The sequence below is a fragment of the Neokomagataea thailandica NBRC 106555 genome (assembly GCF_001598495.1).
GTDB lineage: Bacteria > Pseudomonadota > Alphaproteobacteria > Acetobacterales > Acetobacteraceae > Gluconobacter > Gluconobacter thailandicus_A.
Genome location: NZ_BCZB01000012.1, coordinates 25,055 through 39,348, shown reverse-complemented (window position 1 = coordinate 39,348; position 14,294 = coordinate 25,055). Strand labels below are relative to the sequence as shown.

The 14,294-nt window shown below is 54.4% G+C and carries 12 protein-coding genes; 8 read left to right on the top strand and 4 right to left on the bottom strand.

Annotated features, from left to right (window positions below; genetic code table 11):
* Together NTH01S_RS05455 and NTH01S_RS05450 are read right to left on the bottom strand one after the other, a co-directional pair.
* A partial coding sequence (locus NTH01S_RS05455; protein ID WP_068170700.1) for a hypothetical protein occupies positions 1–703 on the bottom strand: 703 nt, incomplete at its 3' end.
* The gene (locus NTH01S_RS05450) at positions 696–1,643 is read right to left on the bottom strand and encodes a diacylglycerol/lipid kinase family protein (RefSeq protein ID WP_068170698.1); all 948 of its coding nucleotides are present in this window, start codon (positions 1,641–1,643) and stop codon (positions 696–698) included. The genes NTH01S_RS05455 and NTH01S_RS05450, both read right to left, overlap by 8 nt.
* 207 nt (positions 1,644–1,850) lie before the next feature.
* On the opposite strand from NTH01S_RS05450, the gene NTH01S_RS05445 reads away from it, so the two are divergent.
* From NTH01S_RS05445 to NTH01S_RS05420, 6 genes are read left to right on the top strand one after another with little or no spacing between them, the layout of a single operon-like run.
* Positions 1,851–2,798 (top strand): metallophosphoesterase family protein, encoded by a 948-nt coding sequence (locus NTH01S_RS05445; RefSeq protein ID WP_084367038.1) that lies wholly within the window; start codon positions 1,851–1,853, stop codon positions 2,796–2,798.
* Positions 2,795–3,943: an LptF/LptG family permease gene (locus tag NTH01S_RS05440; RefSeq protein WP_068170689.1), complete on the top strand. Its 1,149-nt coding sequence runs from the start codon at positions 2,795–2,797 to the stop codon at positions 3,941–3,943. The genes NTH01S_RS05445 and NTH01S_RS05440 overlap by 4 nt, the downstream gene beginning before the upstream one ends.
* A gap of 48 nt (positions 3,944–3,991) precedes the next feature.
* Complete coding sequence (locus tag NTH01S_RS05435; RefSeq protein ID WP_245642200.1) at positions 3,992–5,098, top strand: LptF/LptG family permease; 1,107 nt, start codon at positions 3,992–3,994, stop codon at positions 5,096–5,098.
* Positions 5,099–5,100: 2 nt separating this feature from the next.
* A complete protein-coding gene (locus NTH01S_RS05430) occupies positions 5,101–5,916 on the top strand; it encodes a sterol desaturase family protein (protein ID WP_068170687.1) in 816 nt (271 codons plus the stop codon).
* The gene (locus NTH01S_RS05425; RefSeq protein WP_068170684.1) at positions 5,913–6,755 is read left to right on the top strand and encodes a nucleotidyltransferase family protein; all 843 of its coding nucleotides are present in this window, start codon (positions 5,913–5,915) and stop codon (positions 6,753–6,755) included. Before NTH01S_RS05430 ends, NTH01S_RS05425 begins: the two co-directional genes overlap by 4 nt.
* A 7-nt stretch (positions 6,756–6,762) precedes the next feature.
* Complete coding sequence (locus NTH01S_RS05420) at positions 6,763–7,848, top strand: glycosyltransferase (protein WP_068170681.1); 1,086 nt, start codon at positions 6,763–6,765, stop codon at positions 7,846–7,848.
* A 130-nt stretch (positions 7,849–7,978) separates the two neighbouring features.
* Here NTH01S_RS05420 and NTH01S_RS05415 read toward each other — a convergent pair whose 3' ends face one another.
* On the bottom strand, positions 7,979–8,869 hold the full coding sequence (locus NTH01S_RS05415; protein ID WP_068170675.1) for a glucosamine inositolphosphorylceramide transferase family protein: 891 nt from the start codon (positions 8,867–8,869) through the stop codon (positions 7,979–7,981).
* A 266-nt stretch (positions 8,870–9,135) separates the two neighbouring features.
* On the opposite strand from NTH01S_RS05415, the gene NTH01S_RS05410 reads away from it, so the two are divergent.
* Both NTH01S_RS05410 and NTH01S_RS05405 read left to right on the top strand, forming a co-directional pair.
* A complete protein-coding gene (locus NTH01S_RS05410) occupies positions 9,136–9,936 on the top strand; it encodes an inositol monophosphatase family protein (RefSeq protein ID WP_068170671.1) in 801 nt (266 codons plus the stop codon).
* 85 nt (positions 9,937–10,021) lie between these two features.
* Positions 10,022–10,852 (top strand): lipid-binding SYLF domain-containing protein, encoded by an 831-nt coding sequence (locus tag NTH01S_RS05405; RefSeq protein WP_068170668.1) that lies wholly within the window; start codon positions 10,022–10,024, stop codon positions 10,850–10,852.
* 198 nt (positions 10,853–11,050) lie between these two features.
* On the opposite strand, the gene NTH01S_RS05400 is transcribed toward NTH01S_RS05405, so the two are convergent.
* Positions 11,051–13,933, bottom strand: coding sequence for a TonB-dependent receptor plug domain-containing protein (locus NTH01S_RS05400; RefSeq protein ID WP_068170665.1), 2,883 nt, complete (start codon positions 13,931–13,933; stop codon positions 11,051–11,053).
* Positions 13,934–14,294: the final 361 nt, after the last annotated feature.

The following is a 14,294-nucleotide window of genomic DNA, read 5'->3' as shown; positions in this document are numbered from 1 at the left end:
GACGCTCAGAAAGCGACAGCGCATAATGCGTATCTTTATAGGTAAAGCCCAACCCGGCCCTATGCCACGCTAAAGGTAAAATCTGGGCAAAATGCTCTTCCGCCCCCTCAATCAAACGCTTTGACCGAGCAGAGGATTCAACCCTCAACTCAGACCCATAAGTCCGCGCAAATAATCCATCCCAATACGCCACCGCAGGCTGGCCCGGCCCGGGCACAGCCAAAGCCCCCGCCCAGAAGGCAGCCGTCGTCACACAACGCGCAATCAAGTTAAGTACATAATCTGCGGCATCAACATCACGTACCCAGACCAATCGCACAGGCTGACAAAACCGAGCCCATAACGTCGTATCCGTTGAACGCGGCCCCGTCCGGGCCATAAATTGCTTGCGCGACAAAACGGCAATTTTCGCGCGATACACTTGCCCTTCATAACGGTGCTCAGAATAAAATACATTCGGCGGCAAAAGACAGTTCGCCACGCGTATCGCAGCACCACCCGGCACATCACGCCCTGTCTCGGTCACGACGTAAAAGTCTAAAATACCATCAGGATCGGCCTTACGGAGCATTGAGCCGTAAAACAAAACCCCTAAAGGCGGAGCAGGCATGCCCCTCGCCACAGACGCAGCAAAAGACCGTACCGCGACAGAAACCGGCGCCGTCAGTTCTGGCACCAGTGCTTTTTCAAGAGCATCAAGCATGAAGGAACCGGAAGGCTGGGCCGCTTTGGATCTGCAACATCCGTGACGCAGTGGGGCTAAACACTTCACCATCCAACACAAAATCACTCGTTGTTTCGAGCATCATGTGATCCGTTCGGCCACTATCATAATCCGGGTGACGCCGCAGCCAGCGGGGAGCACGCCCCGTCAACAGAGCCGCCGCCGCACGTGCCAAAGAACCCGGCTTAGCGCTGACATCCAAATAACGTACACCACGTGCATCTGGCTCCGCATCCCAAAATGGCCAAATTCCGCGGGATAGCTGCGAAAGACCGGTGACGAGGAACATAAAGCTTTCCCCACCATAAGCCCGGCCATTCGTCGTGATCTGTAGCGGATCCCCAGCCAACCACCGCTCACGGCTTCGACGGAACACCAAACTCCCCACGGCCCCTAAGACCGTAACACCCACCGCCAAATCATGAGGTGCAAACCGAACGATTTGAGGAGCATGCGCAATACGCACCGCACGCGCATACCCGGCACAGCCACCAAAAAGCCCTAGTACCGGCAAACGATCACTCTCTGGCCATGTCAAACGTATCGGCGTACGTACACTTGAACGCATGGCCCCTTCCCGCAAACGCCGCAAGGCCTGAAAACCGCGCAGACCAAACCCAACATCATTCGCAATAAGGTTCGTATTACCAGACGCCAACACCGCAATATCCGGCAAATCATTTTCCGGATAAACACGCGCAATCGCCGTCAGTGCCGTACTAACCGTTCCATCACCACCATCAATCGCAATCGTCCGCACCCCACGATCACGCAGAATACGCAAACGATCTGTCGTGCCTTCACGGCTATCCGACGGAACAAAATTTTCCCCTAAAAGGGATTCGGCAGCAGCAGCGAAGCCTGTTCCGCTATGATTATTGCGGCGACTACGAGCATTATGAATCAGGGCAAAGCGCACAGGGCGAGACGATCTTCTGTCTAAAACAAAGGGGTCCGCCCACAGAAAATCTGGACTAAGCGACGATTTTCATGAACGCTTCAGCCCATCACTCAACAAGGCGGAATGGGGTTTCCAATGCCGAGGGTCTAGCACAGCACAGCCTGTAGGACTACACGCTGAGTTACAAACTATAAACCGACCCCCCTACTGACCGAACGCTCTCCTATGCCTCACCCGAATACATCAAGCACTTCCCACACTGCGCCACCCCACGCTCCCAACGTAGAGCAGCGTTCCGTCACACTCGCCCATATTTCAGACCCCCACCTCCCACCGCCACCCGTGCCATGGCACATAGCGCTCAATAAACGCGCCCTTAGCCTTCTCTCTTGGTACAAACACCGCCAGCACGTACATCAAGCCCCACTCTGTGACGCAATCGTGCAAGACATTGCGCACCACGCCATAGACGCCATTTTGGTCAGTGGTGATCTGACAAATTTTGGTACCCCCGCAGAATTTGCACATGCCTCCGAATGGCTCGAAAATCTTCCGGCACCAACATTCGTCATCCCCGGCAATCATGACGCCATGATCGCACAGCCAGCCGCCGTCGGGCGAGATCAATGGAAGCATTGGTCCAGCGAGCAATACCCCTATGTGCGGCAATACGGCGATGTCGCCATTATTGGCGTCGATAGTGGCGTACCCACCCCACCCTTCATGGCATGCGGCCGCGTTGGCACCCAGCAACGCCAGCGCCTAGCCGCTGTCTTGAAACGTACCCGTGACGCCGGTTTATGCCGTGTTGTGATGATCCATCATCCGCCTCGTAAAGGGCTCGTCCCTTGGCGCAAAGCTTTACATGACATGAAACCAGTCATTGATATTTTACGCCAAGAAGGCGCAGAAATCGTCCTGCATGGCCATTCACATAATGCCACACTGACCTGCATCCCCGGCTCCACCATTCCACTCCTTGGCGTAGCATCCGCCTCCTTGCATGACCCACGCCCACACCGCCAAGCCTGCTGGAACCAACTCACCATCACACCTAAGACACACCCAACGCATAAAAGCTGGAGCATCGCCCTCCAAAGGCACTGGCCCTCTTTTGAAGGCCCCCATACCGGCGTAACCGAACACGCCTCATGGGAGAGAGCACACGCATGAACCCCAAACTCCGTACGCTCGACCGCTACTTGCTACGCCAAATGGTGCCACCCTTCCTCGTGGCCCTCGGCGCTATGCTCGTTGCCCTCTTGCTAGAGCGCCTACTGACATTATTTGACTATCTCGCCTCCGCAGGAAGCTCTCTATCAACCTGTATCGCGCTGTTAACTGACCTTTTGCCGCATTATTTCGGCATCGCTCTGCCCGCATCTCTTTGCATCGCTGTCTTCCTGACCATTCGGGGCATGAGCGATAATAATGAGATTGATGCTATCCGGGCCGCACGCATTTCGCTCATACGCGTCAGCCGCCCCTTCATGCTCATTGGGTGCGGCCTCGGTTTCGCCAGTATTCTGCTCTACGGCTATATTCAACCCGTCGCACGCTATGATTACCGGGCCGGTTTTTACGTAGCAGAACATACAGGCTGGGCACCCCACCTACAGGCTGGCATGTTCGCCTCGACCTCCAACAAAGCCATGATGACGGCGGATAAAGTCCGCCATGGCGGCTCCACACTTGGCCATATCTTCATCCGTGAAGTCACCGATCACAGCACCGTCCATATCATCACGGCAGAACACGGTCTTTTAACCGTCTCACAAGCACACCACCGTACAGAGCTTGACCTATGGAACGGTCAAATCGTGGATGAGCCCCCAGAAACTGCGCCCGATACGGCTCCTCACGTCACCCATTTTGGCCACGCACTGCGCATTATCGAACGCCAAGAGCACGACACAACCTTCCGCTCACGCGGTGCCGATGAACGTGAACTCACCCTCTTTGAACTCGCGAAAGACCTCCGCTACGGCGTCCATGGTATTGAATACCGCACATTGCGGGCAGAATTCGACTTCCGCATGGCGCGCGCTCTCGCCATTCCATTTATCCCCCCACTCGCCGTCGCCCTCGCCATCAGCGGAAAACGCCGCCGGTCCATCTGGGGACTGTTAGCCGTCTCTGGCATTTTGGTTGGGTTCGACCAAATCCTTATGTTTGGACATTCCCTCGCATCTTTAGGCAAACTCCCCATCTGGCTTGCTATATGGACACCGGAAGCACTCTTCTGCGGTGCCTGCCTTGCCACACTCCTGCGGCGCTCACGCGGATCATGGCGCCGCCGCCTCCTGCACAAAACATAACGCCCCCGCCATGAGACACCCCACCATGATGACCGAGACCTACTCCACATGAGCCGCATGACAACCACCCACCGCACAACACGCACTGTCTTGCTCCGGCACCTCAACCGCGCGCTGCTCGGGCGTGTCATGCTCTGCGGCGCGGTCTTAGTCTCACTGCTGGAACTTTTAGCGCTGCTGGAAAAAACAACACCCATTCTCAACCGGCATTTAGGCCTGAAAGGCATTGTGACTTTCGCCCTCCTGCACCTACCCGCCTTAAGTACAGAAATTCTTCCTCTCGCCTTTCTCATCGGCGCTCTTTTCTTTTTGACCCAAACCGCCCTTTCCAGTGAAATGGCAGCCCTACGCGCAGCAGGCCTCTCTACCGTGGGCCTCTATCGCCTGCTTTTACCCGCAGTGTTCATCGTTGGGTTCGGCGGGATGATTGCACAATATTGGATCGTCCCCGCCAGTGAAGGTGCCCTCACCCTGTGGTGGAACAAAACCGCACCACCCCAAAACCATGATGAGAACGCCCAGCCTTTATGGTTCCGCATGGGAGGAACACTCATCCGCATTGGCGACATCACGGAAAGCGGCCGCACACTCAGTAACGTCACCCTGTATAACCGTGATGCACATGGGCAACTCACGAGCACCCAACACGCAACGACTCTACACTACGTCAATAACCACTGGGAGGAAGAAGGGAACCGCTCCCTCATCCTCAGCGCCGACCACTCCGCCGCCCTGCGCAGTACTGGCGGCACACTCTCTCTGCCCATCGCACCAAACGTCATTATCCGCCTCACACAAGACCAGCCATTCTTAACACCCGGGCAGATTCTAGCGATCTTACATAACGGCGCTCCAGCCAGTTTACCGCGTCCAACCTACCGTATGGCGCTTTTTTCACCGCTGATTTTACCAATAGACATGGCAACAATGCTTCTATTAGCGCTGCCAGTGATCTATATCCCTCCCAGAACCGGGCTCAGAACCCCACTTCCAGTCTACGTATTGGCAGCAGGTCTGGCCCTCGTAATTCTGCAGGGCCTGATTAACGCCCTGGGTAATGCCGGAACACTTCCGGCTGCACTGGCCGTTATGTCAGGACCACTACCAGGCATTTTATTCGGTATCACCTGGGTACTGCGGATGGAGGAAAAGTAAGTATGTCCACCCCTCGTTCAGGCTTACGCTTCTGGCGTAACACTGCTTCTTTACGCACAGGTCGTAGCTTTGACTTGGGCAAAATGACCTTGCCTCAACTCTGGATGGCTTACCTCACCTATCCCAGCATCCTGCTCTATTTCGCACTCATCATCATTTCTGCCGTGCTGACCGTCCATTTCTGGACAGGCACCCTGCAGACACTCATCCCAGTCCCTGCCGTCATCGCGATCTACCCAACGGCGTGGTACCTCATTCACCGTTTCATCCTGCACGGCAAATGGCTCTACCGAAACCGCTGGACCTCATCCGTGTGGAAGCGCATCCATTTTGACCACCACCAAGACCCGCACCTGCTGGATGTCTTGTTCGGATCACCACTCAACACCGTCCCCACCATGGCTATCATCACCATGCCTGTAGGGGCAGCCATTGGCGGCCTCGACGGATTGTTTTCGGCCTTTACAACCTCACTGGTCATGACCTGCATTTACGAGTTCTTCCACTGCATCCAGCACTTGGCCTATAAGCCTCGCTGGAAATGGGTCGCGCATATCAAGCAGCTCCACGTCTTGCACCACTTCCACCACGAAGACGGTAATTACGGCATCACCAACTACCTACCAGACCGTATTTTCGGCAGCTTTTACCGTGATGCCCGTGAACGCCCGCGCTCTCAGCATGTGTTCAATCTTGGTTATACGATTGACGAAGCCTCACGCTATCCATGGGTCATGAAGCTGACCGGGTCTCCGCCTAAGGACCGCCCCGACGGTGCCCGTGCTGCTAAGAAAAACAAGCCCGAAGCCGCCATATGAGCACGATTTCCGCTCTTGCAGGACCCCGAGGCAATATAACACTACTCACCCCGCCCCAGGTTCTTGTTCTGGCGGGCTCCCGCGATGGGGCTCAAGACCCCCTCGCCCGCCTCGGCAATGTCTCACATAAAGCTCTTTTGCCCGTTGGAGGGCAGCCGATGCTGTGCCGCGTGCTGGATGCCCTCACAAACACACAAACACTAGGCCCCATCACCGTCAGCATTGAACAGCCGGACCTCATCACTCCCCTACTCAAACATTACACTGACTACGCACACACAATTACAACTCATCAAGCACGCTCATCCCTGAGCGAAAGCGTAGCCGATGCCCTTAAAACCATCGGCACCCCCTGCCTCGTCACAACCGCAGATCACGCCCTACTCCAACCCGACTGGATCTTAGAGTTTCTGACCCAAACACAAAACGCTGACGTTGCCGTTGGCATCGCACTGCGCCACACCATTGAGCGCGACGTTCCCGGCACAAAACGCACCTATATCCGCCTCTCGGACATCACTTTTTCCGGCTGTAACCTCTTCTGGCTTGGCTCCCCCAAAGCCCATGACGTCATCACACTTTGGAAACGCCTCCAGCAAGACCGTAAAAAACCCTTACGTATGGCCCGCACCCTCGGACTAGGCATCCTCCTGCGCGCACTCTTCCGCAGACTAGATTCCGCAACCCTCTGCAAACGCATTGAAGCTTTAACTGGCGCTCGCATACGTTTCATACCCTTGTCAGATGGCCATGCTGCTGTGGACGTTGATAAACCCGCAGACCTTACCTTGGTCGAGCAAATCCTCGCCACGCACCCAACACATTCTCCAGTGCCGTGATACCCCTATGAAAATTGCTTACGTCATCAACTCGCTCGAATGCGGCGGCGCACAAAGCCCCATCCCTGACATTATCCACCTCATGCAAGAGCATGGTGCCAGCGTCATGGTTTTCGGGCTTGAACGCCGTGACGGTTTAGCAATTCCACTACTCCAGCACGCCGGTATTCCTGTCCGCGTTCGGTCTGGCAAAAAAAATGATCACTTAGCCGCATATTTCTGGCTCAAACGTGAACTTAAAGCATACCAACCAGACCTCGTCTGGACCTCTCTGACCCGCGCCACGCTGCTCGGCCAACTTATCGCTAAATCTCTGAACGTCCCGACCGTTCACTGGCAACACTCCGCTCGCCTCAAAACCATCAACGCATGGCTTCTACGCGCCCTCTGCCGCAATACCCTCCTATGGGTTGCCGACTCTGAAACCGTCGCATGCTTCGCGAAGCGCCGCTTACGCCTTCGCGATAACCTCATGTGCTGGCCCATCTTCCGCGCACCACCTAACGCGCCAACAGCACGCCTTTGGCAAGAGGGCGAAATCATTCAAATTGGTTCTCTTGGACGTCTGCACAGCGTCAAAGGGTATGACATGCTGTGTGATGCACTCGCGCTCTTACAACCCATGAAAGACCTTCCCGCCTTTCACATGACCTTCGCCGGAGATGGCCCCGAACGAGCCGCACTAGAAGAACGTGCCGCACGCCACAACCTACCCGTCTCGTTCTACGGACACTGCGAGGCACCATTGGATTTTCTCTCCACGCTGCACCTCTATCTCCAAACCTCCCATTGGGAAGGGTTATGCGTGGCAGCCCATGAAGCCATGGCCTGCGCCCTCCCCATCATCACCACACCTGCGGGTGAAATCCCGCGTAGCGTCGAAGACGGCGTGTCTGGCCTCATCATTCCCTTCAATGATGCGGGTGCCCTCGCCGCGGCTTTAGCCACCCTACTCCGCACCCCGGAGCGCCTCGGCACAATGGGCACACGGTCGCGCTCCCGCGTGATGAAACGCTTCGGCCCAGCTGCTTTCGCTGAACATGGGCGGGCTATTCTCACAGCAATCCCGGGCCTCAACACGCCGAAAGTTTAACGCTTACGCGCAGCAGCACATGAACGAGGGGGAACACCGCAATAGCCTTCCCTCCGTATGCTCGCGCCTTCAAGCACAATTTTTACACACCCCGAACCAACGGCGGCAGATTAAACCCTACGATACACGCCTAACGCCCAAACAGCTTACGGCGCAGGTTCATAAGATCGCGCTTCGGCCCCAGCCCCACATGCTTCACATCAAGCAACGTGACCTCCCCAACGGCTGAAAGCGTATGCATACCATCTGGGTAACGCGCTTTGAGCGCCCGTGGAATCGCCACATGCTTTTGCGGCACCACCCGCACGCTCTCGCACCCAAGGCCTTCAATCTCCAACAAACGAATGCCCCGCCCATAGGTCCCACGGCAGTCCTGCACCGGTAAAATAACGCCATCAGCCACCACAACAGGTGTCCCCCCCGGCCTCGCCCCCGCACGGTCCTGATGAATAACGCCCAGATCCTGCCACGGCCCATATAAATGCTCCGCCGTAGAGAGCGCCAAAACACTTTGTCGCTCCTCTTTCGTACCGGGAGGATTCCAAAATAACCACCAACGCCCCTCATGGAAAAGAGGCGTCGCATCCACTGCGGCCTGTGGGAAATCAAACTCAGGTACAACCTCCCAGCCAAGCGGAAATTGCGTCGCACGGTACAACGTTAACCGCCCAGATCCACTTGCTTCCGGAAGCATATACATTACCCCATCATGCTCAAACACATACGGGTAAGACAAATGCCACGGTGCCTCTAACGCCCGAAAACGCTCCTGCAACGTAAAGCTCTGGTCATACACCAGCACATCAATCACGCCCTTGGCGTCACGATAATCAAAGGCTTCAACGAACACATAGAGCGTATCATCACGCCAAAACCCGAACGGATCTGCAAGGAAACGATGATCCCCATCCGACGGCAATAACGTCACCGGCACGTCATCCCAATGCTCTCGCGTTAAAAGCACATCCAACGGTGCATGCAAAATGGCGCTCCGCCAGTGATCCGTGCGGAAAAAAGGCATAAAATCTCACTCTTAAGGGGCAGACGTGCCAAACACTTCAAGGCATGATGCGTTCATGACGCTTCTCTGCGCCGATACAACAGGCCCGCACGAACAGCAAATCATGATCACACGCTATGCCGTATCCCGGCATAAGGTTTATGCTGTGCCTCACCATAGACGCACCATATTTTTGATCCATAAAACCTCAATACAACCGCAAAAACGTTTATGCGCTGAGATACATCCTCCACGCATCAAACCTCCCTTGCCCAAAGGAGCATGCCATGACTGACCCCGTCCAACATGACCCCATCGCTCTTCGCCTTGAAGCTGCTCGTTCCATCGTGCGAGATGCTGCAACCTTAGCACTCTCCATGCGCCCCGCTCCCGGCGGCCCAAGCGGCACCATGAAAGGCCGCCAAGACTACCTCACCGAAGCCGATGGCGCGGTAGAAGCGCTGGTCAGCCAACGCATCCAAGCCCTCTTCCCTGAAGATGGCTTCCAAGGTGAAGAAGGCGGCGTCACCCGCCAAGGGCAGTATCGCTGGGTTGTAGACCCCATTGATGGCACGTCCAATTTTGCCCGTGGCCGTGACCGCTGGTGCGTCTCCTTAGGCCTGTTAGAAGGAGACACACCCGTTGCTGGCATTATTGATGCACCAGCCTTGGGAGAAATCTTCACCGCACAACGTGGCCGTGGCGCTTTCCTCAATGGTAAGCCCATCAAAGCCGCACCGACACAAGACCCGGCCGAAGCCATGATCGAAATGGGCTGGTCCTGCCGTGTGCCACAACCCGTTTTTGAAGAAAAAATCAGCGCTATCGTCGGCCTCGGTGCCATGCCGCGCTCCGGCGGCTCCGGTGCGCTCGCCCTCGCAGATGTCGCATGTGGCCGCAGTGACGGTTACCTTGAAATTGTCATTCGCCTCTGGGATGTCGCCGCAGCACTCGTCTTGCTGGAAGAAGCAGGCGCCCGCGTCTCTCCCTTCTTGCAAACAGGCGGCCTTACCGGTGGCGCAACTATTCTCGCCACAGCACCGGGCATCGCCGAGACCATTTCCAAAGCCGTAAACGTTCCACTGTAGCGCCTATTATGCGGCCATATTTGGCCGCATTCTTACAACATCATGCCAAACAACTGAACAAATCTGAATTCAACAGGTGACTTCCATGACACGCTCCGGCCTTCTGCGCGCCCTTCTTCTCACAGCTGCCCCCCTTGCAATCACCGCATGCTCTGGCACCATACAAACGACGGCCACTGAACAGCAACTCACCATCGACCGAGCCACTCTTGCCGTACAAGACCTCTTTAGCGGCACAACCCCTCAGTCCCGCTCACAGCAGCTTCTGTCCCAAGCTAAAGCCGTCATGGTCTGCCCTTCTGTCCTGAATATGTCCTTCGGCATTGGTGGTTCTGGCGGGCGCTGCGTCCTCCTCACCCGCGATGCACGCGGCTCATGGTCTGACCCTGCTTTTTACCGCCTCAGCACAGGTTCTTTGGGCATACAGGTCGGTATCCAAAGTTCAGAAATGATATTCTTTGTGATGTCACAACACGGCATCCAAGCCCTGCTGGATAGCCAATTCAAGTTTGACGCCTCAGCCTCAGCATCCTTCGCCACAATCGGTACAGGAGCAGAAGCCAGCACCGCAGGTGCACGCAACACCGATATTTATGCCGCACAAAAAAACCAAGGTTTGTACGCAGGCGCAGCATTGGGCGGCTCTAAGCTCACGGTCGATAGCGGTGCAAATCGTGCCTATTATAACCAAACCGTTGGCCCAGAAGACATTGTCATTACCATGCGGGTCAATAATACTGCGGCTGATCCACTACGCCGTGCTCTCATGAACGTGGCACAAACACCCGTTGCCGCCACAGCACGTGCCACAACAGCTACTGTACAGGACACACTCAATGATGGCACCAGCGCCTATAACAGCACCATCAATAACGCCCGCAACATCCAGAGCCAAAACCTCTCACCACTGAAATAAAACAAGGCCCCATCCACTCCGTGCGGCTCCAACTCGGGTAACCAACCACACAACAGATACGAGCGTGACGATAGACGGGATCTTCCCTCAAGGCTCCGTCAATGCACAAAAAAAACGGGAAAGAGGAACAAACCTCTTTCCCGTTTTTTATAACCAGACGGATGGAGCGCCAAACGCCCCATCACACCCTCATGCGCCTTAGAGGCTCAAACCAGCCTGCAAGAACATGTAACGCCCTGGGTAGAACCCACCATATACAGCGCCAACACTATTATCCGTGCCACTCGCAACGAAAGGTGGCTTCTTGTTGGTGATGTTCTGAATACCACCTGAGAACGTCCAACGATCAAGATGATAAGAAGCACTCAGATCCTGCTGGATCATCATTGGCGTCTTGTAACGGCCAGAGCTTGCAGCATCCGCCCACTGTGTTGAATCATTCCAACGCATACCACCTGTGAATTGCAGCATATAATTCACCGTCAAAGCGCCATGGGTCCAACCCAGCGTCGTGTAGTTACGAACACGCGGGTTACCAGAGCCATTCGTGTACAACAGCGCGCCTGTGAAATCACTGAACGCACCACCTGGTACAAACTGCTGCTTGTAGTTCAACAGATATTGGAAGTTGTTCGACACAGACACAATGTCACGACTTGTAATGTGGTGACGGTAATCAAAGTCAAAGTCGACACCGCTCGTATGTAGCGCGCCAATGTTCTGACGATAAGCCGAAACCGTACTGATTTGCCCGTTGGATAGACGGTTAACCTGGCTGCACAGCGCCGTATTCGTACCATTATAGCAGTTATTCAGAATGTACTGCGTCGGCAATGAGCTGATCATATGGTTGATCGAATAGTGCCAGAACTCACCAGACAGTGAGAGACCTGGAATCCAATGCGGCGTGATAACCGTACCGAACGTATAGGTCCGGCCTTCTTCAGGCTGAAGCTTCGTATTACCACCACCCAGTGTCGGCACTTGCGCGCTACCAGATTGCGTGAACGTCTTCGTGTTAATCCCCTGAGCCGCACAGTTAGCAGCAACAATAGCCGATGCTGCACCATACGTGCCAACTTGGTTCATATCGCACGGATCGCTCGCCGTGTTGTAAGAGATGCTCTGACCACCATACAGCTCATTCACATTCGGCTGACGGAAGGACGTACCCAACGTACCACGGAAGCGAATATCCGAAACAGGTGCCCAGTTAACAGAACCCTTCCAAATCTTGGCCGTACCAAAGGTATTGTAGCCTGACACACGCCCCTGACCATCAATCGTCAAGTCTTTCGCCAAGAAGGCGTTATGCAGCAACGTCAATTGACCTTCGAGGTAACCTTCCGTCACGTTAAAGCCACCGCTGGTCGAGCGTACTGTATTGGTCAGGCTCTGCCCGCTTTGAATCAAAGCATCTGGCACATTGCTCAGTTGCTCGCCACGGTGCTCCATGCCCATAGCAACACCAAGCGCACCGCCATTGGCCCACGGCATATGAACAACACTGTTGTTATGGAAACGCAGGTTCCAATCACGCAGCAAATATACAGAGTTCGTATTCACATTGGCATTGGCGTAAGCCGCCGCCTGCGGTGACAGCGCCTTAAAGGGAGAAGAACAACCAAAGCTTGGGCAAACAGACGGGTCATACGCCAAAGCACTACCTGAATTACCCGGCGTCACCTGACGCAGACCATACGCATTCAGTAGGTTAGCGTAAGAGCCGATATTCAGCGTCTTCGCATTCGTACGGTTCGCACCATAGGTGTAAGACGCATCATACTGCCAACCATACGCCACATCACCATTGAGCCCGAACTTGGACGTCACCGTGTCAGACGCTGTTTCTGAACGACGATCACCAAACTCCGTCAAACGACGGACAATGCTCACATCCTTACCAAAGGTATTGCGCGGATCATTGGCCGGTACTGTCAGGACAGACGGCAGAGTGCTCGGCTGAACCGAACCGTTAAATGGCTCCGCAGCCATGAAGGTCGAACTGGTACGGTGTGAATACAGAACATTCGCATACACATTGAAATGACGATTAATTTCGTAATGCGTATCACCCGATAGGTTGGAGCTTTGAAGCTGGTTCGTCAGACTTTGATGCTGCCCATAAGGGTAACGATAAGCGTTATTCCACTTGCCCAATACCGTACCATTCGGCGCCACACCAACATTAACGCCACTGCCACGCACACGAGCAATATCAGAGTAACCTGAGCCAAACACATTAGCGTCGGCACCGCCCGGTGAGTTCGTCGCTTGAACAGGGTTTGCCCATGCCCGGTCCCGCTGCATCACGCCACCTTGCGTCATGTAGGAGCCGAAGAGCGTCAGGTTGCCCTTATCATGGTCAAAATTCCAACCTTTATAGCCAGAAATCAAACCCGTCTGGTTGTCACCATGACCCGTGATCCCACCACGCACCGTGATGTTCGCATCATTCAAGTCATGACGCAGCTTAATGTTAATAACACCAGAGACAGCATCAGCACCGTACAATTCTGAGCCACCATCCTTCAGGATTTCGATGCTCGCGATCTGCTGCACCGGAATGGCATTCATATCGATGCAGTTGCTGCTGCCATTCATGGAAGCACGCTTACCATCAATCAAAACCAGAACGCGCTTGCTCTCCATATTACGGAGATCTGCACATGCTGCACCACGCGTGCCGTTGGTCTGCGAGTTCGTCGTGCCGCTAGAGCCGACGGAAGGCAAACGAGACAAGAAGTCATTCAGCGTTGTCGCACCGGTCTGCTGAATCTGCTTGGACGTTACAATCTGCACAGGGTTAGCACTGACATTGCGTGATGATGCCAAGGCGGACCCCGTTACCACCAAGCGCTCATCCTTCCCTGCCGCAGCTTCCACTGCCGTGGGGCGCAATACAGTGTGACGAGCAGACATTACAGCCGGTGCCGTAATGTTGTTATGCTCGACTGGCTTTGTATCACCATGAGGATGCACTGCGTCATGAGACGAAGCGGCATAAACAGGCACAACCGTCAAAGCGCTACTGGCTAAGATGGAGGCGCACAAAAGCTGGCGTGTAACAGAAGACGACATTCGTTTTCCCAAAGCATCTATGTGATTGCTCACTGTTATCCGCACTTCTTGAGTTATTTTCCATACGCATTGCAGCCATGCTTTCAGCAAGCATCTAATCTGTGGCCGTCACGACACAACCCCTTGATATATAAGGAAATACTACAAAATAATTCTTTTTCATTTTTTATAAAATATATTTATATATCAATAACTTAAATGCAATTTTATGAATAAGCCTCTCTCGCAACCATCCACCTTGATATATTTTGTTACAATTATTTTTAAAAAAAATTATAGCGATTTGAAACGCTGCTATCCGTATTATTCACATTATTGAAAGCATACACGCGTAAGAATCGGCATCTTGTTCAAAAAACAC

Excerpts from the sequence above, each read along its gene's own strand:
- NTH01S_RS05400 (WP_068170665.1), bottom strand. The coding sequence starts at position 13,933 with ATGTCGTCTTCTGTTACACGCCAGCTTTTGTGCGCCTCCATCTTAGCC.
- NTH01S_RS05425 (WP_068170684.1), top strand. The coding sequence starts at position 5,913 with ATGAGCACGATTTCCGCTCTTGCAGGACCCCGAGGCAATATAACACTA.
- NTH01S_RS05410 (WP_068170671.1), top strand. The coding sequence starts at position 9,136 with ATGACTGACCCCGTCCAACATGACCCCATCGCTCTTCGCCTTGAAGCT.
- NTH01S_RS05415 (WP_068170675.1), bottom strand. The coding sequence starts at position 8,869 with ATGCCTTTTTTCCGCACGGATCACTGGCGGAGCGCCATTTTGCATGCA.
- NTH01S_RS05435 (WP_245642200.1), top strand. The coding sequence starts at position 3,992 with ATGAGCCGCATGACAACCACCCACCGCACAACACGCACTGTCTTGCTC.
- NTH01S_RS05440 (WP_068170689.1), top strand. The coding sequence starts at position 2,795 with ATGAACCCCAAACTCCGTACGCTCGACCGCTACTTGCTACGCCAAATG.
- NTH01S_RS05430 (WP_068170687.1), top strand. The coding sequence starts at position 5,101 with ATGTCCACCCCTCGTTCAGGCTTACGCTTCTGGCGTAACACTGCTTCT.
- NTH01S_RS05405 (WP_068170668.1), top strand. The coding sequence starts at position 10,022 with ATGACACGCTCCGGCCTTCTGCGCGCCCTTCTTCTCACAGCTGCCCCC.
- NTH01S_RS05420 (WP_068170681.1), top strand. The coding sequence starts at position 6,763 with ATGAAAATTGCTTACGTCATCAACTCGCTCGAATGCGGCGGCGCACAA.
- NTH01S_RS05445 (WP_084367038.1), top strand. The coding sequence starts at position 1,851 with ATGCCTCACCCGAATACATCAAGCACTTCCCACACTGCGCCACCCCAC.